The sequence below is a fragment of the Mycetohabitans sp. B46 genome (genome assembly GCF_037389205.1).
Classification (GTDB): Bacteria; Pseudomonadota; Gammaproteobacteria; order Burkholderiales; family Burkholderiaceae; genus Mycetohabitans.
Map to the genome: position 1 here is coordinate 322237 of NZ_JADBGL010000002.1, position 23090 is coordinate 345326.

Consider the following 23090-nt stretch of genomic DNA (forward strand, 5'->3'; position numbering starts at 1 on the left):
GGCTGCAACTCAATACGCCGGCGAGCGCCGGCCAGATCGGAGCAAACGTGAGCGCAAGCGGGTGTCTCACCACAGGCCTTTCGGCTCACACCTGGGTCTCCCGGATGCCCCAGCCGGCCATGGCGACACGCGTGGCCGTGGCCGGTACGGCGGCACGGTGGCGGGGGATGCTGCCGGCCATGCTGCTGCTCGCGATGTCATCGATGCTGTGTGCCGGCTGCACGACGCCTCTGCCGCAGGCTGGCGCGCACGCGGCGCCGGTGACCCGTGCGCTGTCTGGCGACACCGTCACGCCACTGTCGCACGCCGTGCAAGCGGCCTCGTCGGCCCATGGCTGTCTGGACGGATTCCGCTTGCTCGCCGACGGCACCGATGCGCTGCAGATGCGCGTCGCACTCGCGCACGCGGCCACGCGCACATTGGATCTGCAGTATTACATCGCTGGAGCAGACAACACCGGCAAGCTGCTGCTGGCTGCGGCGCTCTACGCGGCCGATCATGGCGTGCGCGTACGCATGCTGGTCGATGACTTGAATTTCAAGGACATCGACAAGACGATGGCCGCGCTGAACCTGCATCCGAGCATCGAGATCCGTGTGTTCAATCCGTTCTCGTCCGCCGATGCTAGCTTGTTGGGCAAAATGATGAACTTGCTGACGAACCTAGACAAGCTGACACACCGGATGCATAACAAAGCGATGATCGCCGACAACCAGATCGCGATCATCGGCGGACGCAATCTCGGTGATGCGTACTTCAACGCGAGCGCAGACCTGGACTTCCGGGATCTGGACGTGTTCGCCGCCGGCCCGATCGTCGCCGACATCTCGACAAGCTTTGACGAGTATTGGAACAGCGACCTGGCCTATCCGCTCAAGACGCTGAACCGGCAGCGCTTCGCTGCAGACGATATTGAGACGGTGCGCATGGGACTGCGTCGGCACTGGCAACAGACGGCCGATGCGTTCGGCGCGAGGCCGCTGAACGCGACGCCGCTCGCGCAGCAGATCCGCCTCGGCCAGTTGGGCCTGACGTGGGCGCCTGCACAACTCGCTGTTGATTCCCCGCGCAAGGTGAAGCTGCCGGTCGGGCACTATAAGAGTGCGCCGATCAAGCGTCTGATAGAACGGGTTCTTGCTGCGCGCAGCGAAGTGCTGGCGATTTCGCCGTACTTCGTACCCCGCGATAGCGTCGTCGCATTGACGCATCAATTGGTCGGCCGTGGCGTACGGGTGGCGGTATTGACCAATTCGCTGGCGGCGACCGACGCCCCCGCCGTGCAGGCGGGCTATGCACCTTACCGCGAGCCGCTATTGCGCGCCGGCGCACAGCTCTACGAATTCAAGTCGACCGCGCGCAACGGCCGCATAACGCCTGGCATCAGCGGCTCCCGCTCCCGCTCGAGCCTGCACACGAAAGCCTATGTGATCGATCGCGAGACGCTGGTCATCGGCTCGATGAACCTTGACCCTCGCTCAGTTCATTTGAATACGGAATTGGCGTTGTTCATCCATAGCAAGGCGCTCGCCGAGCAGCAGGCGCGGCTGTTTGAACGCGCGATCGCTCCAGCATTCAGCTACCAGCTGCGCCTGGCCACGCCCGAGGAACAAGCCCAGTTGCGCGCCATCGGCGCGCCGGCTTCACCGCTCGTTTGGACCGACGTCGAGGATGGGCAGGTCGTCACCTATCACTTCGACCCGAACGCCGGCCTCGCACGCAATGTGCTCACCGGTTTGTTTTTCGTCCTGCCGCTGCGTGATCAACTGTGAACGGCCACCGCGGCAGCCCTGTCCGATCACCCTGGACCTCGTGTCCGCACTGCTGGAGCATAAAATGACAGAGAATGTCAGATTGGAACGCGACACGTTTGGCGCGATCGCCGTGCCTGCCAACCGGCTGTGGGGCGCGCAAACCCAACGATCGCTGCAACATTTCAAGATCTCCACGGAGAAGCAGCCAGCGGAGCTGATTCACGCGCTGGCGATCGTCAAGCGCGCCGCAGCTGAAGTCAACGAAGCGCTTGGCGTGCTGCCCGCCGACAAGGCACGCGCGATCATTGCCGCGGCAGACGAGATCCTCGCCGGCGAACACGCAGCGCAATTTCCGCTAGCGGTCTGGCAAACGGGCTCGGGTACGCAAACCAACATGAACCTGAACGAGGTGATCGCCAACCGCGCGAGCGAGCATCTGGGCGGTGAACGCGGCCAGGCGCGCCTGGTGCATCCGAACGACGACGTGAATCGCGGCCAGTCATCCAACGACGTGTTCCCGACCGCGATGCATATCGCCGCCGCACAAGGCCTCGCGACGCGGCTCAAGCCGGCGCTAATTAAGCTGCGCAACACGCTCGCGCACAAGTGCGCCGCTTTCGCCGACATCGTGAAGATTGGCCGCACGCACCTACAGGATGCCACGCCACTGACGCTGGGCCAGGAATTTTCAGGCTACGTCGCTCAACTCGACCAGGGGATGCGCCATCTGGACGCGACGCTGCCCCACCTGTACGAACTCGCGCTGGGCGGCACCGCAGTCGGCACCGGATTGAACGCCCATCCGCAATTCGCGCAAAAGGTTGCGGCGGCCATCGGCCGGCTCACCGGGCTGCCGTTTGTCACCGCGCCGAACAAGTTCGAGGTGATGGCCGCGGCCGACGCGCTGGTGGCCGCACACGGCGCGCTGAAAACGCTCGCCGCAAGCCTGATGAAGATCGCCAACGACATCCGCTGGCTCGCGTCGGGCCCCCGCTGCGGGTTGGGTGAGCTCACGATCCCCGAAAACGAGCCAGGCAGCTCGATCATGCCGGGCAAGGTCAATCCGACCCAGGCAGAGGCGCTGACGATGCTGTGCTGCCAGGTCTTTGGCAACGACGTTGCCGTCAATTTCGGCGGCGCGAGCGGCAATTTTGAACTCAACGTGTTTCGGCCGATGATCGCGCACAATGTGCTGCAATCGATCCGGCTGCTAACGGACGGCATGCTGAGTTTCAACGATCACTGCGCGAGCGGCATCGAGCCGAATCGGGCACGGATCGACGCGCTGCTCAACGAGTCGCTGATGCTGGTCACCGCGCTTAACCCGCACATCGGCTATGACAAGGCGGCACAAATCGCCAAGAAGGCACACCACGAAGGTACCACGCTGAAGACCGCCGCGCTGACCCTCGGCTATCTGACCGCTGAGCAGTTCGATGAGTGGGTTCAACCGCGGAACATGGTCGGCACGCGCGGCTAGCCGGCCGTGATAGCCATGACTGGACAAGCACACGATTTGAATTCAGCCGGCGCGTTTTCCCCGGTCACGTAGAATAGTGCATTCGCCGTTTCCAGCCACTTTCCCTGACCGGGTTCACAACCCGGTTCCAGACCATGGATGCACCGTACCTGTCTATTCTCAAGGATCTGCTCGAACGCGGCACGCTCAAGAGCGACCGCACCGGCACAGGCACGCGCTCACTGTTCGGCGTGTCGTACCGGCATGATTTGTCCACCGGCTTCCCACTGCTCACCACCAAGAAACTGCACGTGCGCTCAATCCTGCACGAGTTGCTATGGTTCCTGCGCGGAGACACGAACATCCGCTACCTGCATGAGAATGGCGTGACGATCTGGGACGAATGGGCCACGCCCGATGGTGAACTCGGCCCCGTGTACGGCGCGCAGTGGCGGTCGTGGCGCAATCCCGACGGCACCCGGACCGATCAGGTGCAAGCGCTGCTCGACTCGCTGCGCACCAAGCCGGACAGCCGCCGGCACATCATCAACGCATGGAACGTGTCGTTTCTGCCCGACGAGTCGAAGTCCCCCGTGCAAAACGCGCTGGAGGGCCGCATGTCGTTGCCACCGTGCCACATCCTGTATCAGTTCTACATCGCTGAGGGCAAGTTGAGCTGCATGCTCACCCAGCGTTCCGGCGATTGGTTCCTCGGCATTCCATACAACTGCGCGTCGGTGGCGTTTCTCACCCATATGATCGCGCAGCAACTCGGCTTGCAGCCCGGCGAAATCGTCCATTCGATCGGCGACGCTCACCTGTACCTGAACCACGTCGAGCAGGCCCAGCTGCAACTGACCCGCACGCCACGGCCGCTACCCCGGCTGATCATCAAGCGAGAGCCGGACAGCCTGTTCGATTACCGCTTCGAAGACTTCGAGATCGCCGGCTACGACCCGCATCCCCATATTGCCGCACCGATCGCGGTATAGCCTAACGGCACCGGGACTTGAGCGGTCCTCAGTCCGAACCGGCCAGCGGCGTCAACCGCGATTGCCGTGTTCCGATTGCCGTGTTCATGTCCGCCACTGCTCGCCGAATGCTGAGTCGCATCGCCGAATGCTGCGTCGCAGTCAGCTACAATCGGGCAGGCGGGGCCAGCCCCGCGCCTCTGCCTGTCCAACTCACGGTGAATTGATGACGATGCTTTGCCTGATCGTCGCGCGCGCACGCAACGGCGTGATCGGACGCGACAACGCGCTGCCATGGCGGCTGCCCGAGGATCTTGCGCACTTCAAGCGCACCACGATGGGTGCGCCGCTGATCATGGGGCGCAAGACCCACGAGTCGATTGGGCGCGCGCTGCCGGGCCGCCGAAACATCGTCGTGACACGCGATGCGGCGCGACGTTTCGAGGGCTGCGACACCGTCACGAGCCTGGATGCGGCGCTTGCGCTGTGCGAAACGCTGCATGCACCGCTTGCCTACCTGATCGGCGGCGCCCAGTTGTATCGCGAGGGAATCGGACGCGCCGGGCGATTGATCGTCACCGAGATCGATCATGCATTCGAAGGCGACGCGACGTTTGCCACGCCGTCACCGGAGCACTGGCGGGAAGTGTCGCGCGAAACCCATCGCGCGGCCCCACCAAACGACTTCGACTACGCGTTCGTCGAATACGAAAGGATTCGCTGATCCACCGCGGGACTCACTGGCCGGCAATCGTCATCTGCTCGATCAGCACCGAGCCGGTTTCTTTCGTCCCACGCACGATCTTGTCGGCGCCGATCGCGACGATTTGCGCAAACATCTGTTGCAGCGTGCTGGCGACCGTGATCTCCTCGACCGGATATTGGATCTGGCCATTCTCAACCCAGAATCCGGACGCGCCACGCGAATAGTCGCCCGTGACATAGTTCACACCCTGCCCCATCAACTCGGTCAACAGCAGGCCCGTGCCGAGCTTGCGCAACATCGCGCGGAAATCGTCGTCCTCGCGCGTGAGCGTGCTGGTCAATGACAGATTGTGCGAGCCGCCGGCATTGCCGGTGGTCTTCATGCCCAGCTTGCGGGCCGAATACGTCGACAGGAAATACCCCTGTACCACGCCGTCGCGCACAACGTCGCGCCGCGTGGTGCGTACCCCCTCCTCGTCAAACGGCGCACTGCCCAGCGCGCGGGGCACATGCGGATCCTCGCGCACCTGCACGTGCGGCGCGAATACAGGCTTGCCCAGCGAGTCGTTCAGGAAGCTCGTCTTGCGATATAACGCCCCGCCGCTGGTCGCCTGCACGAACGCACCCAGCAGCCCAACGGCGAGCGGCGCCTCGAACAGCACCGGGCATTTTTGGGTCTCGAGCCGGCGTGCGCCGATACGCGCCAGCGCACGCTCGGCAGCATAGCGGCCCACCGCTTCGGGCGGGGCCAATTGCGCTGCGCAGCGGCATGACGTGTACCAGTCGTCACGCTGCATCTGCTGGCCGCTGCCGGCAATCGGCGAGCATGCGATAGCGTGCCGCGAATACGGATAGCCGCCGACAAAACCGCGGGAAGTGGCTAGCACGAACTGCGAATGCTGCGCGGACACGCTCGCGCCTTCGCTGTTGCGGATCCGCGAGTCGGTGTCGAAGGCCGCCTGTTCGGCGCGGCGCGCGATCTCGACCGCGTCGTCGGCATGTAGCGCCCATGGGTGGAACAAATCCAAATCCAGCGGGTGCATCTCGAGCAACTCCGCTTCGGCAAGCCCGGCGCAGTTGTCCTCCGCGGTAAAGCGCGCGATGTTGTACGCGGCCGATACCGTATCACGCAGCGCCGCCGGCGAGAAATCGGAGGTGCTCGCGTTGCCGCGCTTGTTGCCGATGAATACGGTCACCCCCATCGTCTTGTCGCGGTTGTGCTCGATCGTCTCGACCTCGCCTCGCCGTACTGACACCGACAAGCCGTCGCCTTCTGAGATCTCGGTTGCGGCATCGGTTGCGCCGAGCGCCTTGGCGTGCTGCAGTATGTCCGCCGCGATGTCCTTCAGTTGCGCCTGGGTGTGTGGAAACACGCGCTGGTGTGCTGCCATGTCAGTTCGATCCTGGGTTTTCATGACGCGATCATAACAAGTCGTTTGCCCAACCGCGAGGATGGCACGCGACACGCGCTAAAATACGCGTATGACGCGCAAGACACGAACCACGGCGGCGACGCAGCCGCAACTGCTCGCCGACCAACAGGGCGGCCGCGATGACACGCGACCGAGCAAATCGCAACTCAAACGGGAAATGACGGCGCTGCAGGCGCTCGGCGCCGAGATGGTTGACCTGCCCAAGGATGCGCTCAAGCGCATGCCATTACCCGAGGACCTGGACGACGCGATACGCGAGGCGCGCCGCATCACAGACCATGAGGGCAAGCGGCGGCAATTGCAATATGTGGGACGGCTGATGCGCGGCCTTCCAGACGCCGACGTGGCGGCGCTGCGCAACGCGCTGGACACATATAACGGCACGAACAAAGCCGAGACGGTGCGATTGCACTGGATCGAGCGCACCCGCGCGCAGTTGCTCGCGAGCGACGAGGCGCTAACCGAGTTTCTACGCGTCCATCCGGGCGCCGACGTCCAGCAAGGGCGCACGCTGATCCGCAATGCGCGGCGCGAGGCAGCCCAAGGCAAGCCGCCGCGCTATTTCAGAGAACTGTTCCAGTGGATCAAAGAGGTGACTGGTGATGCGGATCCGCGCGCCGAACACGCTGGGATCCCCGCTGCTTCCGACGACGAGCAAGATGATGACGACACCGCATGACCGTGCCGACAAACTGATCGTCGGCCTGGTTTCGATCAGCGACCGCGCCAGTGCCGGCGTCTACGAGGACCAAGGCATCCCCGCGCTACAGGCATGGCTGAGCGACACGCTCACGAGTCCGTGGCAAGCGCACACGCGGCTGATCGCCGACGATGCCGCCACCATTTCACGCACGCTGACCGAGCTGGTGGACGAGGCCCGCTGCGACCTCGTGCTCACCACGGGGGGCACCGGCCCCGCCCGGCGCGACGTCACGCCGGAGGCCACGCTGGCGGTGGGCACCCGGACGATGCCCGGGTTTGGCGAGCAAATGCGCCAGATCAGCCTGCATTTTGTGCCGACGGCGATTCTGTCACGCCAAGTGGCGGTGATTCGCGAAACGGCCGATCATGCGGCGCTGATCGTGAACCTGCCCGGCCAGCCGAAGTCGATCCGTGAAACGCTCGAGGGCGTGCGCGACGCGCAGGGGAACGTGATCGTCAATGGCATCTTCGCCACCGTGCCGTACTGCATCGACCTGATCGGCGGCCCGTATATCGAAACCGACCCGGCGCAGGTGGTCGCATTCCGGCCCAAGAACGCGATCCGGCCAAAGCCGCCGGCCGCAACCTGACCCGGAACGCACGGTTCCGGCCGGCTCGGCCAGCACAGCCGACGGCAGCCAGCGAGTCAACACGCCGGCGGCATGGGGGCGGCGTCGGGCGTGCGCAGGAAATGCTCACGGTAGTACTTCAATTCGTCAATCGACTCATGGATGTCGGCCAGCGCGGTATGCAATGCGCGCTTCTGGAAGCCCTTGTAGATCGCCGGCTGCCAGCGGCGGCACAGCTCCTTCAGCGTGCTCACGTCAAGATTGCGATAGTGAAAGAACGCCTCGAGTTCCGGCATCCAGCGCGCCATGAAACGACGGTCCTGGCAAATCGAGTTGCCACACATCGGCGACTTGCCAGCCGGCACGTATTGCGACAGAAACGCGAGCAATTGCGCGGCCGCGTCCGCTTCGGTGACCGACGATGCACGAACCCGTTCAATCAGGCCCGAGCGGCCATGCGTGTTCTTGTTCCATTGGTCCATCGCATCCAGCGTCGAATCCGACTGATGGATCGCCAATACCGGGCCTTCGACGGCCACCGCCAGGTTCGAATCGGTGACCACCACCGCGACCTCGATGATCCGGTCGGTGTTCGGCAGCAAGCCGGTCATCTCCATATCCAGCCAAATCAAGTTGAATTCACTCTTGGCCAACACGGGCTGGCCGCCGGATTGCTGCAGGTCGAGACTCATTCAAACGCCTTAAAATGGATTCCTCGCTATTTTGCCCGAAGCGCCGCAGCGGCGACACCCGCGGCGAACGTGCGAGAATAGGCGCATTACAGCGTTCCCACGGATAACGGATGTTTACGATCCTCTTTGTCGTCGCGCTCATCGCCATGATCGCCACCCGGCTGTGGCTCGCGAGCCGACAGATCCGGCACGTCGCCAACCATCGCAATGCGGTCCCGAACGGGTTCCGCGACACGATCTCGCTGCAGGCCCACCAGCGCGCGGCCGACTACACGGTATCGCTGACGCGGCTCGCCATGCTGGAACTCGGCGTGGGCGGCGCGTTGCTGGTTGCATTGACGTTGCTGGGCGGCCTGCAATGGTTGGATACCCTGCTTAGTGGATGGCTGGGTCGCGGATATGCGGGTCAAATTGCGCTAGTGGCCGCGGTCGCCATCATCATGGGTCTGGTCGATTTGCCGTTCGACTATGCGCGACACTTTGTCATCGAAGCACGGTTCGGCTTCAACAGGATGTCGCGCAAGCTTTTTTTTGCTGACCTCGTGAAGGGAACGTTGCTCGGCGCGCTAATCGGCCTGCCGCTGTTGTTCGTCGTACTGTGGCTGATGCAGCAGGCCGGCGCGATGTGGTGGATCTGGGCGTGGCTCGTCTGGGTCGCGTTCAGCATTGGCGTGCTGGTCCTGTATCCGAGCGTGATCGCGCCGCTATTTAACAAGTTCGAGCCGCTGACTGACGCGTCGCTGCGTGAGCGCATCGAATCGTTGATGCACCGCTGCGGCTTCGCCGCCAAAGGGCTGTTCGTGATGGACGGCAGCCGGCGCTCTGCGCATGGCAATGCCTACTTTACCGGCTTTGGCGCAGCCAAGCGGATCGTGTTCTTCGACACGCTGCTCAGCCGACTCGATGCCAGCGAGATCGAGGCGGTACTGGCGCACGAACTGGGTCATTTCAAGCACCGGCACGTGCTGAAGCGTATGATCATCACGTTTGCGTTGTCATTCGTGCTACTCGCGTTGCTCGGCTGGCTCGCCCAACGTCCGTGGTTCTACACGAGCCTGGGCGTGACGCCGTCGATGACCGGCTCGAACAACGCGCTTGCCTTGATCCTGTTCTTTCTCGTGATGCCGGTCTTCCTGTTTTTTGTGACACCGCTCACCAGCCTATCGTCGCGCAAGCATGAGTTCGAGGCCGACGCCTTCGCTGCGACGCAGGCCCGCGCGCAGGATTTGATCAGCGCGCTAGTCAAGCTCTATCAGGACAATGCGTCGACGCTGACGCCCGACCCGGTCTACTCCGCGTTCTATTATTCCCACCCGCCCGCGGCGCAGCGCATCGAGCGGCTGCTGGCGCACACACGCCCATGAGCAGCCGCGCAGCGTGCGGCGCACCGCGTCACACGGGCCCGACAACACAACACGGCAACGATCACGACCCGATAGAGGGGCCCGGCAAGGGCCGGGTTATCGCCGCACATGGGCGGCACTATGTGGTTCAGCCCGATAGGGGCGGCTCGCTACTGCAGTGCTTTCCACGCGGCAAAAAGAGCGAAGTCGCCGTTGGCGACCGCGTCAGCTTCGAGGCGACATCCGCGGACCAGGGCGTCATCGTCGCGACCGATGCACGACGCAACCTGCTGTTTCGTTCGGACCAGTTCAAGTCGAAGCTCTTTGCCGCCAACCTCGATCAGTTGCTGATCGTACTGGCCACCGAACCGCATTTCAGCGAGGATCTGCTCGGCCGCGCGCTAGTGGCGGCCGAAGCCCATCAGCTCGAGCCGGTGGTACTGTTGAACAAAGCCGACTTGCGCGCCGCCCTGCCGCTTGCCCGCGAACGTGTCGCATCCTACGCGGCACTCGGCTACCGGGTCGTCGAAGTGTCCGCGACCGGTGCCGCTGACGCCACGCACGCCACGCTCGCACCGTTGCTCGCCCATCGCGCTACGCTGCTGCTCGGCCAGTCCGGCATGGGCAAGTCGACGCTGGTGAATCTGCTAGTACCCCACGCGAACGCCGCGACGCGCGCCATTTCATCGGCACTGAACAGCGGCCGCCATACCACCACGTTCACGCGCTGGTATGCGTTACCAAACGGCGGGGCGTTGATCGACTCGCCGGGCTTCCAGGAGTTCGGACTGTATCATTTGACCGAGGGCCAACTCGAACGCGCCTTCCCTGAATTCCGCCCGCTGCTTGGCGGTTGCCGCTTCTACAATTGCCATCATTTGCACGAGCCGGGTTGTGTAATACTGGACGCGGTAGCGCAAGGCCGCGTCGCGCCGGCGCGCCATGCGTTGTATGCGCAACTGCTGCATGAAGCAAGCCAGGTGGTCCGATAGTGTGCTGTGGGTGGTTGCGCCGCTTGCGCGAGACAAATGCTGCTAGCTTAGCCAACCCACACCGCCACGGTCAGCATCAGCAACAGCAGCATCCACAGGATGACGGCGCGCCAAACGAGGCCCACTGCCGATTGCAATGCCCGCGGCGTGCAATCCTCGCCCACCGACACCGGGCTGCCATCGGTCGAGGACAACGCATCGACGCTGGACGGCTCGGCTAGCGGGCCCGCCAGCCGTGCCCCTAGTGCGCCGCTGCCGGCGGACAGCAACACGCCCTCGTTCGGATCCGGCCACTGCTGCACAGTATTGCGCCAAGCGTAAATCGCGTCCTCGAAGTTGCCCACGATCGCGAAGCCCATGGCGGTCAGCCGCGCCGGCATCCAGTCGATGAAAAAGAACGCCTGCCGCGCAAACGCGGCAAATGCTGGCGTGCGGTCCGATACCGTATCGTTCCAGGTCCGCGCCAAATGCTCAGATACCCGATAGAGGACGGCACCGGCAGGTCCGAGCGGCACGACGAACCAGAAGAACACGCCAAACACATGCCGGTGCGACGCGATCACCGCGCGAATCAGCGTATGGCGTACGATCTCGCTGACTGGCATGTCGACTGTGTCCAGGCCCGTCCACTGCGCGAGAATTTCACGCGCGCGCGGCACATCATCGCTGTTCAGTGCGAGATGAATGTCAGTGAAATAATGGCTGAATTGCCGGAAGCCGAGCGTCAAATAGACGATCACCACATTCCAGCAGAACGCCAGTACAAAACTGATCCGATACAACAAGTAGTAGATCAGCGCGACCGCCAGGGTCCATGGAACAGCAACAGAAAGCCACGCAAGCAATCCATGCTTGCGCTTGCCGGCATCGAACGCTTGCCCCGCACTGGCCGCGTGATAGTGAAGCAGCATCGACACGGGATTGTGCGGCGACAGCGCCCGCAACTGTTCAATGATCAGAGCCAGCAATACGGAGAAAAAGGTCATGCGCAGCGCCGTAATACGGTTTGGTACAAGCGTACCGACAAAGATGGCGTAAAGATAGCACAGTGCCCTGGCTCGGCGCTCATTGATCTGGAACTTGTTACGTAGACACGATAGACAGCAGATGGACAACGCTGATCACGACACGATACAGCCGTGCGACACGCGACGGGACGTGGTCTGCTAAGCGGCTAGGAACCGATACAGGTTGCGCAGCATACCTGCGGTGGCGCCCCAGATGAAATAGTCACCGCGGCCGTCCAATCGTGGGTACGGCATCGCAAAAAAACGGTACGCTGCATTTTCCGAATGAAAAACGCGGACTTGATGATGGGACGGATTCATTAGAAAGGCGAGCGGCACCTCGAAAATCTCGGCCACTTCATAGCCGTCGGCCACCGTCGAAAAAGGCGGATGGACCAAGCCAACGACCGGCGTGACGCGAAATCCCGTGCCGGTCAGGTAGTCGGGCAACGTCCCCAACACCTCGACGCGATCCCCTGGCAGGCCGACTTCTTCCCTTGCCTCACGCAAAGCCGTCGCGGTCGCGTCTGCGTCATCGGGCTCGCGTCGCCCGCCCGGAAAACTGACTTGCCCGGCATGGTCGGTCAACCTATCTCCGCGCTGCGTCAACAACACCGTGACGTCGTCACGCATCACCAACGGCACCAGCACCGCGGCCTGCCGTGGGTCGCCGCGTGTCCATTGCACTTCATGCGGCTCTGCAGTCCAGTGGAGTTCCTGCTGGAACCGCTCACGCAAGCCGCGTGGCGTCAACCGGTCCGGGGCGACCGGCGCCAAGCGCGTATCGCTCGACTCGACAGGCAGCAACTCAGGATTGAAGATCGGCCGGCTCATGGTGCAATAGGCTCATCAAAGAAAAAAGCACCCCAGCGGGGGTGCTTTTTTCCGGTGCTGCGCTTACTTTTCGGACGCTGTGCGTTCCTTTTTGTACGACAGCTTTTCCTTGATCCGAGCAGACTTGCCCGAACGCTCGCGCAGGTAGTACAGCTTCGCACGGCGCACATCGCCACGGCGCTTCACGACAATGCCCGCGATCAGTGGCGAGTATGTTTGAAACGTCCGCTCGACGCCTTCGCCCGACGAAATCTTGCGGACGATGAACGACGAGTTCAGGCCACGATTGCGCTTCGCAATCACCACGCCTTCGTACGCTTGAACACGCTTGCGATTGCCTTCGACCACGTTCACGTTGACGACGACCGTGTCACCCGGCGCAAAGGCCGGGATGGTCTTGCCCGCGAGCACGCGCTCGATTTCTTCCTGCTCGAGTTTTGCAATCAGATTCATGACTGACTCCTGTGACCATCTTGCCGACGTTTTCTTACCCCAATCACGATCGAGGTCCCGGTAGAGGATGGATTGACTTCCGGCAGCCGACTCCGGCCACCGCCTTGCCCTCGCACACCGGCCATCAATGCTCCGATGCTACGAGGGTTGCGAGCCATGCTTCATCAGCACGGCTCAACATTTTGTTACGCCGAGCGCGCTCGATCAGATCGGGGCGCTTAACCAGCGTATTGCGCAGCGCCTCGCGACGCCGCCACTGCTCGATCTGCGCATGATGCCCACCGAGCAACACGTCCGGCACCCGCACGCCGTCATATTCCTCCGGGCGCGTGTAATGCGGGCAGTCGAGCAGCCCATCGACGAAGCTGTCCTGCACGGCCGACTGCGCATCGTTCAATACGCCGGGCAACTGCCTAATCACCGCGTCCATCAGTGCCATCGCAGGCAATTCACCGCCCGACAACACGAAATCACCGAGGCTCACTTCGTCGTCCACCTCGCGATCGATTAGCCGCTGGTCAATCGCTTCGTATCGGCCGCACAACACGATCAACCCGGGCAGCGCCGCATACTCGATCACCTTGGCGTGGTCCAGCGGCCGGCCTTGCGGCGACATCAGCACGACGCGCGCGCGATGCGACGGTGACTCAGCCTCACCCGCACCTTGCGCCCTTCGGGCGGCGGCGACCGCGTCGGCAAGCGGCCGAGCCAGCATAACCATGCCTGGACCGCCGCCGTACGGACGATCATCGATCGTCCGATAGTTGTCCGTCGTGAAGTCGCGGGGATTCCACGTGCGCAACGTATAACGCTGTTGCTTAGCGGCCCGGCTGGTAATCCCCCAGTCGGTCAGGGCACGAAACATTTCCGGGAATAGCGTGACGACATCGAATTGCATCGCGCGCGCCCTCAATAGTCCATTCCCCAGTCGACCACGATGCGGCGCTCCGACGGCTCAACCGTTTTCACGTAAGCGTCGACAAACGGAATCAGCCGCTGCGCCTTCTTGATGCGCCCGTCCTGCCCGACCTCATCGTATTCCACGCGCAAGATGGCGTGCGCGCCGTTATCCATCAGATCCACGACCTGGCCCAGCGCGTCACCGGACTCATTGACGACCGCCAAGCCAATCAAATCGACCCAGTAGTACTCATCACGCCCAAGCGCCGGAAAATCCGCGCGGCGCACGTGCACCGTGGCGCCGCGCAGCGCAAGGGCCTGATCGCGATCCGCGCACCCGGCAAGTTGCACGACCACGTTAGCGCTATGCGCCTTGCTCGACACGACCTGCGCCGCACGGCACACGCCGCCCTTGACGAGCCACCACGAGCTTGCGCGCAGCAGCGCACCGCCACTCGATCCGACGCCGGCATGCGGCGTGATCTTCAACCAGCCCTTGACGCCGTATGCATCGACGACCGCACCGACCTCGATCGCATCGTCCGGCAGCGACGCCACGCTCTCGACGCCGGACTCGGACGAGCCCGTACGGCCGCCTGCCTTCACTGGACGACGCACAAAATGGCCAAACGACACAGGCCGGGGTAGCGATACACGGGTGGCCATCTGCTCACCCCTCAGCATTTGACCACTTGCGCACAGGACCCCGGCAGATGCCGCGATACCGCACTCGGCGCATGCCGCCGGCCTGCATGCAACTGGTTACGCAGACGGTTGCGCAGCTTGCGCCTGCTTGACCAGGCGCGCCACGGTCGGCGACAGCTGCGCGCCGACGCCTTGCCAGTACGTCAGGCGGTCTTGCACGATACGCAGCGATTCGCCCTTTGTCGCAACCGGATTGTAGAAACCGACGCGCTCGATGAAACGACCGTCGCGGCGATTGCGCGAATCGGTTGCAACGATATTGTAGAACGGGCGCTTCTTCGAGCCGCCACGAGCCAAGCGGATGATGACCATGCTGTGTCCTTACCTAAATAGCCTGGGTATTGACCAGCAACACCCGGGTTTTCGATCTGCCGAAACGCGCGATTATAACCTGAAAATGGCGCTCCAACAAATACTTACCGTGCCGGTGACGGCACCGGTAGCCGGCGGACTTGCGTGCCGCCCCGCCGCGGCACTGCCGTCTGCGCGCCAACATGGCTGGAAGTTCATCGCGTCTGAGTCGGACAACAAACGCTATGTGCCAATCAGCGCACCGCACAACATTTGTGCGCCCGACACGATCGATAAGCGCTGATCGCCACGACGAGCCGATGTTCCCGCCGCAATATCATCACACCCTCTTCATTGCCGAGCACGGTTCGTGAAACCGCCGCACCAAGGTCGGCTACCGCGTCGCGCGGGTCACGCATCGGCGCTGCCGGCGCCATCTAGCCGACGCCCTCTAGCGCATCGCCTACGCGAGGTACTGACGGCGCGACGTACACGCTGACGGCGCGACGTACAATATCGGCCCTGTCATCGTATTCGTTGCCCGCCATGTCCGCCTCTTCCCGCCTGCGCTCCGACAGTCGCGTGCCGCCGGCCACGCCAACCCGATTCAAGTCTAAGACCCGCGCTGCCCTTGCCGCGTTCGTGCTCGGTTCACTCGGCGCACACCGGTTCTACCTGTATGGTCCACGCGACGCGCTGGCGTACTTGCATATTGCCGCGACGGCGCTCGGCGTCATCGGCGTGCAATGGCTCGTCGCGACGCAGCGAACGTCGGTCGCCGGGTGGTGGCTATCGGTGCCCGGTGCCATCTCGCTGCTGGCCGCGTTCCTTGCCGCAATCGTCTATGGCCTGCGGCCAGACGATAAGTGGGACGCCCGCTTCAACCCGCACGGCGACCGCCGGAACCATTCCGGCTGGGGTGTCGTATTTGTTGTGATCCTGTCGCTGTTCATCGGCGCGATGTTGCTGATGGGCGCGCTGGCGCTGGCGTTCCAGACCTACTTCGAGGCCACGGTCCAGCCGTTGGGCCGTGTCGGCCTCGGCGCGCTAGCTTGATCGCGTGCTGGCGCCCGGTAAGCCCCAGCTTGCGCGCCGCCCGTTCAAAACGCTGCTTGAGCAGCTCGGTCCACACCCCCTGGCCCTTTATCCGCGTGCCGAACGACGCGTCATAGTCGTTGCCGCCACGCATCTCGCGAATCCGGTTCATCACGCGCTCGACCCGGCAGGTTCGTGACAGCACCGCAGCCTTTACGTGGCAACAGCGGCGCCACGGGCAACGCGTCATCAGCAGGCGATTCCATCGGTTCATGCGCCTCGATACTGTATGAAAATACAGTATTAATCACCCGCCGCAACCGTCAACGTCTCCTTGATTGCCTCCATCACGACATAGCTCTTGGACTGCACTGCCCCGGGCAATTGGAGCAGGATGTCGCCCAGTAACTTCCGATAGTCGGACATCTCGCCGATGCGCGCCTTGATCAAATAGTCGAACTCGCCGGAGACCAGGTGACACTCCAATACCTGCGCAATGCGCTCGACCTCGCGTCGGAACTGGCCGAACATGTTGCCGTTTTTGTGATCCAGCGTGATCTCGACGAAGACGAGCAGGCCGGCGCCCAGCCTGGCCGGATCCACCCGGGCATAGTAGCCGGTGATCACACCGTCACGCTCCATGCGCCTGACGCGCTCGATACACGGCGTAATCGACAATCCGACACGCTCGGCAAGATCCTTCATCGCCATGCGTCCATCGGCCTGCAACAGATTCAATATCTTGTGGTCGAGCTTATCGAGCGCCCGCACGGGCTGCCTCTGCGTCCTCATGATTTTTTACTAAATACCATAAAAATACAATAACAATACCTGGATGGCTCGCAATAGGATAGGCGCATTTACTACCCATCCGCCGACTTGCAGTATTGAGTCGGGATACAAGCGAATCGGAGCATCGCATGCGTGTCATCGTCCTGGGCAGCGGCGTGGTCGGCGTAGCAAGCGCCTATTACCTGGCGCGGGCAGGCCATGAAGTCACTGTGCTCGACCGTGAGTCGGGCCCCGCCCTGCAGACCAGCTTCGCCAACGCCGGCCAGATCTCGCCGGGCTATGCTGCGCCGTGGGCAGCGCCGGGCGTGCCACTGAAAGCGCTCAAATGGATGTTCCAGCAGCACGCGCCACTGGCCATTCGACTTGATGGCAGCACATTCCAGCTCAAATGGATGTGGCACATGCTGCAGAACTGTACCGCCAGCCGGTACGCGACCAACAAGAGCCGGATGGTGCGACTGGCCGAATACAGCCGCGACTGCCTGCAAGCGCTGCGCACGCAAACCCGCATCGCGTATGAAGCGCGCCAAGGTGGCACACTGCAGGTGTTTCGCACACAGGCGCAGTTGGACAGTGCCGCAAAGGACATCGCGGTACTCGAGGACGCAGGCGTTCCATATGAACTGTTGTCGAGCGCCGAGTTGAGCAAGGCCGAACCGGCGCTGCAACGCGTCGCGCACAAGTTGACCGGCGGATTGCGGCTGCCTAACGACGAAACCGGCGATTGCCAGCTTTTCACGACGCGACTGGCGCAATGGGCCATGTCGCTGGGCGTGCAATTCCGGTTCGACACGCCAATCGACTCGCTCGCGATCGCCAGCGGCCGAATCGCTGGCGTGCAATGCGGTTCCGAGCTGCTGTGCGCCGACGCCTACGTGGCCGCACTGGGCGCGTATTCGACCCGCCTACTGGCCGGCATCGTTAAGATCCCGGTTTATCCGCTCAAAGGCTATTCGATCACTGCACCGATCGTCGACGCTGCCCGTGCGCCGGTATCGACCGTGCTGGATGAGACGTACAAAGTTGCCATCACCCGGTTCGACGACCGGATCCGCGTTGGCGGCATGGCCGAAGTCGTCGGTTTCGATACGTCGCTGCGCGAAGCGCGCCGCCGCACGCTCGAGATGTGCGTCAACGACCTGTTCCCGGGCGGCGGCGATACGGGGAAGGCCAGCTTTTGGACCGGCTTGCGGCCGATGACCCCCGATGGCACACCGATTGTCGGCCGCACGCCGGTGCCCAACTTGTTTCTCAATACCGGTCACGGCACGCTCGGCTGGACCATGTCGTGCGGATCGGGGCAATTGCTCGCCGATCTGATATCCGGCAAGCAACCCGCGATCCAGGCCGACGACCTATCCGTGCATCGCTATCTCGCCGACGGGGCCAGCTCGCGCCGCCCCGCCTACGCCAGCGCATGAGCGTGCAGAGCTGGCGCTATCGATCTCACAAGCCACCTGCCATTAATCGATCACGAGCCACCGGCTATTGACGGGCGGAGCATAACGCATCGCTGCCCCACCCAGTCGAAGTGCCGTCTCGTCGTATGGCGGCGCAAAAACAACAAGAGGCGCACGATGCGCCCCTTCTGCCGAGATCCGTCGCGTGCATCACGCGACGTGCCAGCCGCTTATAGCGCGTTGACCAGTTCCGGCACCAGCGTGAACAGATCGCCTACCAGGCCATAGTCAGCGATGCTGAAAATCGGTGCCTCCGGATCCTTGTTGATCGCCACGATGACCTTGCTGTCCTTCATGCCAGCCAAGTGCTGGATTGCACCGGAAATCCCTACCGCAATGTACAGCTGCGGCGCAACGATCTTGCCGGTCTGCCCCACCTGGTAGTCGTTCGGTACGTACCCCGCATCAACTGCCGCACGCGAAGCGCCCAGCGCGGCGCCGAGCTTGTCGGCCAGCGGCTCGAGCACCTGCGTATAGTGTTCGCCGCTGCCCAGCCCCCGTCCGCCCGATACGATGATCTGCGCGCTGGTCAATTCCGGGCGCGCCAGCTTGGTCAACTCACGGCCCACGAAGCTCACACCGGGCGCCGCCGGCGCCGCGTCGATCGCCTGCACCGGCGCGCTGCCGCCGTCGGCCGCGACCGGATCGAACGCCGTGCCTCGTACCGTGATGACCTTGATCGGATCCGCCGATTGCACCGTTGCGATCGCGTTGCCCGCATAGATCGGCCGCTCGAATGTGTCTGCGCTCACCACGGCCGTGATGTCGCTCAGTTGGGCAACGTCCAGCTTGGCGGCAAGACGAGGCGCCACATTCTTGCCGTATGCGGTCGCCGGCAGCACGATGTGCGTGTATTCGCGCGCGATCGCCAGCGCCGTCGCCTCGACGTTCTCCGCCAATCCTTCGCCGAGCTGCGGCGCATCGGCTAGCAGCACCTTCGCGACCCCAGCCACCTTGGCCGCCGCGTCGGCGGCACCGCGTGCGTTGTGCCCCGCCACTAGCATGTGGATTTCGCCGCCCAATTTCTGCGCGGCCGCTACCGTGTTTAGCGTCGCTGCCTTGAGCGCCGCGTTGTCGTGTTCTGCAATGACCAGTATCGCCATGTCTGCCTCTTTGCGCGTTGTCCGTTACAGTACTTTTGCTTCGCCCTTGAGCTTGTCCACCAGCGTGGCAACATCCGGCACCTTCACGCCCGCGCTGCGCTTGGGCGGCTCGGCCACCTTCAGCGTCTTGAGCCGCGGCGCCACGTCTACGCCCAGGGTCTGCGGCGTCACGGTCTCCAGCGGCTTTTTCTTCGCCTTCATGATGTTGGGCAACGTCACATAGCGCGGCTCGTTCAGCCGCAGGTCGGTAGTCACCACTGCCGGCAGCGTCAATGACAGCGTCTCGGCGCCGCCGTCCACTTCACGCGCCACCGTGGCGCGGCCGCCTTCGACCGTCACCTTCGAGGCAAACGTGGCCTGCGGCCAGCCGGCCAGCGCGGCCAGCATTTGCCCGGTTTGATTCGAGTCGTCGTCGATCGCCTGCTTACCAAGGATCACGAGTTGCGGCTGCTCCCGCGCGAGCAGCGCGTTGAGCAGCTTGGCAACCGCCAGCGGCTGCAGCTCCTCTTGGGCTTCAATCAGGATCGCCCGGTCCGCGCCGATCGCCAGCGCGGTGCGCAGCGTCTCCTGGCACGCCGCCGCTCCCGCCGATACGGCGATCACTTCCGTGGCCACGCCCGCTTCCTTCAACCGCACCGCCTCTTCCACCGCAATCTCGTCGAACGGGTTCATCGACATCTTCACATTCGCCACATCCACGCCCGTGCCGTCCGATTTCACGCGGACCTTCACGTTATAGTCGACCACTCTCTTGACCGGCACAAGAACTTTCATTCCACACTCCAAAGTTACGAATACGGCAACCCATTAGCGGCCATTATAACGACGGACGATCGTTCGAAACCCGTCACATCAAGCTTTCCGAGGGCTAGGTCGTGCGGCGATGCGCCTCATATACGCCTGTCACCGCACCTTTAAAGAACGGCCGTTCTATTTTAATAACAAAAAAGACCGGCGGGAAGCCGCCAGTCTGACTCAAACCTCTAATCCAGACGCCCGATCATGTCAGCCACGACACACGACAGGCCAATGCGGATTCACCACGGCACCGGCGGCAACCGCAGCCCGGGCCAGTCCCAGTCCCAGTCCCAGTCCCAGTCCCAGCCCCAGCCCCAGCCCCAGCCCCAGCCCCAGCCCCAGCCCCAGCCCCAGCCATAGTTGTCGTTACCACAAGCATGGGCCGACGACGGGCTTTTCCTAAATGGTTACCACGCGGCCGCTACGGCACCGCCGTATCGGCTATCAATGTACTGTTTGACTTCCGGCGAATGGTACGCAGCGATCAGCTTCGCGACCCATGGCTTGTCGCGATCAGCCTGGCGCACCGCGAGGATGTTCACATACGGACCATTTGCGTCTTCGATCACGATCGCATCCCGCCTAGGCTGCAGACCTGCCTCCAACGCAAAATTGGTATTGATCGCGGCTGCATCGACATCAGTCAGCGAACGCGGGATCTGCGCCGCGTCCAATTCGATAAGCTTGATCTTTTTTGGGTTTTCGACGATATCCAGCGGCGTGGCCTTCAACCCCGCGTCCGCGCGCAGCTTCAATATGCCGAGCTTTTGCAACAACAGCAGCGCCCGCCCGCCATTAGTCGGGTCATTCGGCACCGCGATCCGCGCGCCACTGGGCAGGTCCTTCAGCGAGTTGACCTTTTTTGAGTAGATGCCCATCGGGAACATCACCGTATCGGCGACCTTGACGATCTTATAGCCGCGATCCTTGACCTGCGCGTCGAGATAGGGCTGATGCTGGTAGCTATTCGCGTCGAGGTCGCCAGCGGCAAGGGCGGCATTGGGCTGCACGTAGTCGGAAAACTCAACGATTTGGAGGTTCAGCCCACTCCTGGCTGCGACCTTCTTCACGACCTCGAGGATTTGCGCGTGCGGGCCGCCGGTCACGCCTACCTTGATCCGGTCTTGTGCGCGCGCGGCACCCATGAAGAGTGCTGCGCTCCCCAGTACCGCAACCAGCTTGATCATGAAACGGCATTGTTGCATCGATCCTCCCTTTTCTCTGAGCCAGTATGGGACTGCTCACCCGGTAGCGGCGCGTGCCGGCCTCGCCACGGCGCATCTGCGCCGTGACGCTATTTGTGGCTGAGCCGGCGCACCAGGTAATCGCCAAAGGACTGCACCAACTGCACGAAGACGATCAGCACGAGCACCACGGCGAACATGACTTCGGGCAGGAAGCGCTGATAGCCATAGCGGATGCCCAGGTCGCCTAAGCCTCCGCCGCCGATCGCCCCCGCCATCGCCGAGTAGCCCACCAGCGATACGAACGTCAACGTCAAACCCGCGACGATACCGGGCCAGGCCTCAGGCAATAGGACCTTGAACACGACCTGCGACGTGCTCGCCCCCATCGCCTGCGCGGCTTCTATCAGGCCACGATCCACCTCGCGCAACGCAGTCTCGACCAGGCGCGCAACGAACGGCGCGGCGGCGATCGTCAGCGGCACAACGGCGGCGGCGGTGCCGATCGATGAGCCGATCACCAGGCGGGTAAACGGAATAACTGCCACCAGCAGGATAATGAAGGGCGTGGAGCGCACCGCGTTGATCGTCATGCCAAGCACACGATTGAGGATCACGTTTTGCAGCACGCCGCCACGCTCGCTCAAGTGCAGCAGCACGCCGAGCGGCAGGCCGATCGCGCTGCCGATCGCCCCAGAAATGCTGACCATGATCAGCGTCTCCCAGAACGACTGCACGAACATGTCGAACATCTCACTCCACATAGTTCAGCTCCTCAACGATAACGCCTTGCTCACGCAGAAAAGCCATCGCCTTTCCGACATTGCCGGGCTCGCCGCTGGCAAGCACGGCAAGCGAGCCGAATGCCTGACCTTGGATCTCGTCGATCTGGCCATGCAGAATGCTGAAATCGAGCGCATATCGCCGAATCGTCTCAGACAACACCGGCTGATCGACGCCTCGTCCCGAGAACGCGAGCCGTAACAAATGGTCGCGCCCCGCCTCCAGCCGCTGCTGGACCCTAGCCCTGAGCGCAGGCGGCAATTCCTGCGCGATCACGTCGCCGATCAGCGCGCGCGTAACCTCATGGTGCGGTTTTAGAAAAACGTCAATCACGCTGCCCTGCTCGACCAAACGCCCCGCGTCGAGTACCGCGATGCGATCGGCCACTTGCTTGATCACCTCCATCTGGTGAGTGATCAGCACGATCGTCAACCCCAATTCCCGATTGATCTGGCGCAGCAGTTCCAGTATCGAGCGTGTGGTTTCCGGGTCCAGCGCCGACGTCGCCTCGTCCGACAGCAACACCTTGGGCCGGTTCGCCAACGCCCGAGCAATACCGACACGTTGCTTCTGTCCCCCGCTGATCTGCGCCGGGTACCGGTCCCGCTGCGCGGATAATCCGACCAACTCCAGCAACGGCAACACGACCTTGTCGATCTCCATGCGCCGCTTCCCCGCCAACTCCAGCGGTAACGCGACGTTGTCATAGACCGTGCGCGAGGACAGCAGGTTGAAATGCTGGAAGATCATGCCGATTTCACGCCGCGCCGCGCGCAGGCCATCGGCAGGCAACGCAGTCAAGTCGTGACCGTCGACGACCACGCGGCCCTCGCTGGGTCGCGTCAGCAGGTTGATGGTGCGCACCAGCGTACTCTTACCCGCACCACTGCGTCCGATGATGCCGAACACTTGGCGCGGCGGCACCGTGAGCGTAACGTTGTGCAGCGCTTCCACCCACCCGCGAGGTCCAGGGAAGCGCTGTGAGATGTTGTGCAGTTCGATCATGGGCAAATGAAAAAACGGCGGACGACCGTCTCGTTGCCACAGTCCGCCGCCGCATTGATCCGTTTTTTCGATTGGCGATTCTATCAAACTGCTACATAGCTGGGCATAATTGTTTTTAGCCTA

Annotated in this window: 25 protein-coding genes; 11 read left to right on the forward strand and 14 right to left on the reverse strand. The window is 62.9% G+C overall.

All coding sequences use genetic code 11. From position 1 onward, the window contains the following. Positions 1-119 precede the first annotated feature (119 nt). From IHE30_RS03545 to IHE30_RS03560, 4 genes are all read left to right on the forward strand, one after another. Positions 120-1769, forward strand: a complete 1650-nt coding sequence (locus IHE30_RS03545; protein WP_443193587.1) for a phospholipase D family protein — start codon at positions 120-122, stop codon at positions 1767-1769. A 64-nt stretch (positions 1770-1833) separates the two neighbouring features. Next, a complete protein-coding gene (fumC, locus tag IHE30_RS03550; protein WP_337688832.1) occupies positions 1834-3231 on the forward strand; it encodes a class II fumarate hydratase in 1398 nt (465 codons plus the stop codon). Between the two features lie 134 nt (positions 3232-3365). Then, the gene (locus IHE30_RS03555) at positions 3366-4202 is read left to right on the forward strand and encodes a thymidylate synthase (protein WP_337688833.1); all 837 of its coding nucleotides are present in this window, start codon (positions 3366-3368) and stop codon (positions 4200-4202) included. A gap of 205 nt (positions 4203-4407) precedes the next feature. After that, complete coding sequence (locus IHE30_RS03560) at positions 4408-4905, forward strand: dihydrofolate reductase (RefSeq protein ID WP_337688834.1); 498 nt, start codon at positions 4408-4410, stop codon at positions 4903-4905. 13 nt (positions 4906-4918) lie between these two features. Here the strand turns inward: IHE30_RS03560 and pmbA are convergent, their stop codons facing one another. After that, on the reverse strand, positions 4919-6301 hold the full coding sequence (gene pmbA / locus IHE30_RS03565) for a metalloprotease PmbA (RefSeq protein WP_443193588.1): 1383 nt from the start codon (positions 6299-6301) through the stop codon (positions 4919-4921). Between the two features lie 67 nt (positions 6302-6368). Between pmbA and yjgA the strand changes: the two genes are divergently transcribed. Next, positions 6369-6998: a ribosome biogenesis factor YjgA gene (gene yjgA, locus IHE30_RS03570; RefSeq protein ID WP_337688837.1), complete on the forward strand. Its 630-nt coding sequence runs from the start codon at positions 6369-6371 to the stop codon at positions 6996-6998. After that, positions 6979-7611: a molybdopterin adenylyltransferase gene (gene mog / locus IHE30_RS03575; protein WP_443193597.1), complete on the forward strand. Its 633-nt coding sequence runs from the start codon at positions 6979-6981 to the stop codon at positions 7609-7611. The genes yjgA and mog overlap by 20 nt, the downstream gene beginning before the upstream one ends. Before the next feature lie 56 nt (positions 7612-7667). Here mog and orn read toward each other — a convergent pair whose 3' ends face one another. Then, a complete protein-coding gene (gene orn, locus IHE30_RS03580; RefSeq protein ID WP_337688838.1) occupies positions 7668-8282 on the reverse strand; it encodes an oligoribonuclease in 615 nt (204 codons plus the stop codon). 110 nt (positions 8283-8392) lie between these two features. On the opposite strand from orn, the gene IHE30_RS03585 reads away from it, so the two are divergent. Next, on the forward strand, positions 8393-9646 hold the full coding sequence (locus IHE30_RS03585) for a M48 family metallopeptidase (protein WP_337688839.1): 1254 nt from the start codon (positions 8393-8395) through the stop codon (positions 9644-9646). After that, the gene (rsgA, locus tag IHE30_RS03590) at positions 9643-10617 is read left to right on the forward strand and encodes a ribosome small subunit-dependent GTPase A (RefSeq protein WP_337688840.1); all 975 of its coding nucleotides are present in this window, start codon (positions 9643-9645) and stop codon (positions 10615-10617) included. The genes IHE30_RS03585 and rsgA overlap by 4 nt, the downstream gene beginning before the upstream one ends. Positions 10618-10664: 47 nt before the next feature. Here rsgA and IHE30_RS03595 read toward each other — a convergent pair whose 3' ends face one another. From IHE30_RS03595 to rpsP, 6 genes are all read right to left on the reverse strand, one after another. Beyond that, positions 10665-11603 (reverse strand): CobD/CbiB family protein, encoded by a 939-nt coding sequence (locus IHE30_RS03595; RefSeq protein WP_337688842.1) that lies wholly within the window; start codon positions 11601-11603, stop codon positions 10665-10667. A gap of 180 nt (positions 11604-11783) precedes the next feature. Continuing rightward, complete coding sequence (locus IHE30_RS03600) at positions 11784-12458, reverse strand: CoA pyrophosphatase (protein ID WP_337688844.1); 675 nt, start codon at positions 12456-12458, stop codon at positions 11784-11786. A 63-nt stretch (positions 12459-12521) separates the two neighbouring features. Beyond that, on the reverse strand, positions 12522-12911 hold the full coding sequence (gene rplS, locus IHE30_RS03605) for a 50S ribosomal protein L19 (protein ID WP_337688845.1): 390 nt from the start codon (positions 12909-12911) through the stop codon (positions 12522-12524). 124 nt (positions 12912-13035) lie between these two features. Continuing rightward, on the reverse strand, positions 13036-13809 hold the full coding sequence (gene trmD, locus IHE30_RS03610; protein ID WP_337688847.1) for a tRNA (guanosine(37)-N1)-methyltransferase TrmD: 774 nt from the start codon (positions 13807-13809) through the stop codon (positions 13036-13038). Positions 13810-13820: 11 nt separating this feature from the next. After that, on the reverse strand, positions 13821-14477 hold the full coding sequence (rimM, locus tag IHE30_RS03615; RefSeq protein WP_337688849.1) for a ribosome maturation factor RimM: 657 nt from the start codon (positions 14475-14477) through the stop codon (positions 13821-13823). A gap of 96 nt (positions 14478-14573) precedes the next feature. Continuing rightward, on the reverse strand, positions 14574-14828 hold the full coding sequence (gene rpsP / locus IHE30_RS03620) for a 30S ribosomal protein S16 (protein WP_013434489.1): 255 nt from the start codon (positions 14826-14828) through the stop codon (positions 14574-14576). Between rpsP and IHE30_RS15070 the strand changes: the two genes are divergently transcribed. Both IHE30_RS15070 and IHE30_RS03630 read left to right on the forward strand, forming a co-directional pair. Then, positions 14818-15111 (forward strand): hypothetical protein, encoded by a 294-nt coding sequence (locus IHE30_RS15070; protein WP_443193589.1) that lies wholly within the window; start codon positions 14818-14820, stop codon positions 15109-15111. The genes rpsP and IHE30_RS15070 overlap by 11 nt on opposite strands. Before the next feature lie 242 nt (positions 15112-15353). Further along, the gene (locus IHE30_RS03630; RefSeq protein WP_337688853.1) at positions 15354-15863 is read left to right on the forward strand and encodes a TM2 domain-containing protein; all 510 of its coding nucleotides are present in this window, start codon (positions 15354-15356) and stop codon (positions 15861-15863) included. A 282-nt stretch (positions 15864-16145) separates the two neighbouring features. On the opposite strand, the gene IHE30_RS03640 is transcribed toward IHE30_RS03630, so the two are convergent. Beyond that, the gene (locus IHE30_RS03640; protein ID WP_337688855.1) at positions 16146-16634 is read right to left on the reverse strand and encodes a winged helix-turn-helix transcriptional regulator; all 489 of its coding nucleotides are present in this window, start codon (positions 16632-16634) and stop codon (positions 16146-16148) included. A 128-nt stretch (positions 16635-16762) separates the two neighbouring features. Between IHE30_RS03640 and IHE30_RS03645 the strand changes: the two genes are divergently transcribed. Continuing rightward, the gene (locus IHE30_RS03645; protein ID WP_337688857.1) at positions 16763-18055 is read left to right on the forward strand and encodes a D-amino acid dehydrogenase; all 1293 of its coding nucleotides are present in this window, start codon (positions 16763-16765) and stop codon (positions 18053-18055) included. 209 nt (positions 18056-18264) lie between these two features. Here the strand turns inward: IHE30_RS03645 and IHE30_RS03650 are convergent, their stop codons facing one another. The 5 genes from IHE30_RS03650 to IHE30_RS03670 form a co-directional block, all read right to left on the reverse strand. Next, the gene (locus IHE30_RS03650) at positions 18265-19197 is read right to left on the reverse strand and encodes an electron transfer flavoprotein subunit alpha/FixB family protein (protein ID WP_337688858.1); all 933 of its coding nucleotides are present in this window, start codon (positions 19195-19197) and stop codon (positions 18265-18267) included. Positions 19198-19221: 24 nt separating this feature from the next. Next, a complete protein-coding gene (locus tag IHE30_RS03655; protein WP_337688859.1) occupies positions 19222-19971 on the reverse strand; it encodes an electron transfer flavoprotein subunit beta/FixA family protein in 750 nt (249 codons plus the stop codon). 431 nt (positions 19972-20402) lie between these two features. Further along, the gene (locus IHE30_RS03660; RefSeq protein ID WP_337688860.1) at positions 20403-21200 is read right to left on the reverse strand and encodes a MetQ/NlpA family ABC transporter substrate-binding protein; all 798 of its coding nucleotides are present in this window, start codon (positions 21198-21200) and stop codon (positions 20403-20405) included. Positions 21201-21289: 89 nt separating this feature from the next. Next, positions 21290-21943 (reverse strand): methionine ABC transporter permease, encoded by a 654-nt coding sequence (locus IHE30_RS03665; RefSeq protein WP_337688861.1) that lies wholly within the window; start codon positions 21941-21943, stop codon positions 21290-21292. After that, positions 21933-22967 (reverse strand): methionine ABC transporter ATP-binding protein, encoded by a 1035-nt coding sequence (locus IHE30_RS03670; RefSeq protein WP_337688863.1) that lies wholly within the window; start codon positions 22965-22967, stop codon positions 21933-21935. The genes IHE30_RS03665 and IHE30_RS03670 overlap by 11 nt, the downstream gene beginning before the upstream one ends. Positions 22968-23090: the final 123 nt, after the last annotated feature.

Coding starts and splice junctions, on each gene's coding strand:
- IHE30_RS03545 (WP_443193587.1), top strand. CDS start 120: ATGGCGACACGCGTGGCCGTGGCCGGTACGGCGGCACGGTGGCGGGGG.
- fumC (WP_337688832.1), top strand. CDS start 1,834: ATGACAGAGAATGTCAGATTGGAACGCGACACGTTTGGCGCGATCGCC.
- IHE30_RS03555 (WP_337688833.1), top strand. CDS start 3,366: ATGGATGCACCGTACCTGTCTATTCTCAAGGATCTGCTCGAACGCGGC.
- IHE30_RS03560 (WP_337688834.1), top strand. CDS start 4,408: ATGACGATGCTTTGCCTGATCGTCGCGCGCGCACGCAACGGCGTGATC.
- pmbA (WP_443193588.1), bottom strand. CDS start 6,301: ATGAAAACCCAGGATCGAACTGACATGGCAGCACACCAGCGCGTGTTT.
- yjgA (WP_337688837.1), top strand. CDS start 6,369: ATGACGCGCAAGACACGAACCACGGCGGCGACGCAGCCGCAACTGCTC.
- mog (WP_443193597.1), top strand. CDS start 6,979: ATGATGACGACACCGCATGACCGTGCCGACAAACTGATCGTCGGCCTG.
- orn (WP_337688838.1), bottom strand. CDS start 8,282: ATGAGTCTCGACCTGCAGCAATCCGGCGGCCAGCCCGTGTTGGCCAAG.
- IHE30_RS03585 (WP_337688839.1), top strand. CDS start 8,393: ATGTTTACGATCCTCTTTGTCGTCGCGCTCATCGCCATGATCGCCACC.
- rsgA (WP_337688840.1), top strand. CDS start 9,643: ATGAGCAGCCGCGCAGCGTGCGGCGCACCGCGTCACACGGGCCCGACA.
- IHE30_RS03595 (WP_337688842.1), bottom strand. CDS start 11,603: ATGACCTTTTTCTCCGTATTGCTGGCTCTGATCATTGAACAGTTGCGG.
- IHE30_RS03600 (WP_337688844.1), bottom strand. CDS start 12,458: ATGAGCCGGCCGATCTTCAATCCTGAGTTGCTGCCTGTCGAGTCGAGC.
- rplS (WP_337688845.1), bottom strand. CDS start 12,911: ATGAATCTGATTGCAAAACTCGAGCAGGAAGAAATCGAGCGCGTGCTC.
- trmD (WP_337688847.1), bottom strand. CDS start 13,809: ATGCAATTCGATGTCGTCACGCTATTCCCGGAAATGTTTCGTGCCCTG.
- rimM (WP_337688849.1), bottom strand. CDS start 14,477: ATGGCCACCCGTGTATCGCTACCCCGGCCTGTGTCGTTTGGCCATTTT.
- IHE30_RS15070 (WP_443193589.1), top strand. CDS start 14,818: ATGATGACCATGCTGTGTCCTTACCTAAATAGCCTGGGTATTGACCAG.
- rpsP (WP_013434489.1), bottom strand. CDS start 14,828: ATGGTCATCATCCGCTTGGCTCGTGGCGGCTCGAAGAAGCGCCCGTTC.
- IHE30_RS03630 (WP_337688853.1), top strand. CDS start 15,354: ATGTCCGCCTCTTCCCGCCTGCGCTCCGACAGTCGCGTGCCGCCGGCC.
- IHE30_RS03640 (WP_337688855.1), bottom strand. CDS start 16,634: ATGAGGACGCAGAGGCAGCCCGTGCGGGCGCTCGATAAGCTCGACCAC.
- IHE30_RS03645 (WP_337688857.1), top strand. CDS start 16,763: ATGCGTGTCATCGTCCTGGGCAGCGGCGTGGTCGGCGTAGCAAGCGCC.
- IHE30_RS03650 (WP_337688858.1), bottom strand. CDS start 19,197: ATGGCGATACTGGTCATTGCAGAACACGACAACGCGGCGCTCAAGGCA.
- IHE30_RS03655 (WP_337688859.1), bottom strand. CDS start 19,971: ATGAAAGTTCTTGTGCCGGTCAAGAGAGTGGTCGACTATAACGTGAAG.
- IHE30_RS03660 (WP_337688860.1), bottom strand. CDS start 21,200: ATGCAACAATGCCGTTTCATGATCAAGCTGGTTGCGGTACTGGGGAGC.
- IHE30_RS03665 (WP_337688861.1), bottom strand. CDS start 21,943: ATGTGGAGTGAGATGTTCGACATGTTCGTGCAGTCGTTCTGGGAGACG.
- IHE30_RS03670 (WP_337688863.1), bottom strand. CDS start 22,967: ATGATCGAACTGCACAACATCTCACAGCGCTTCCCTGGACCTCGCGGG.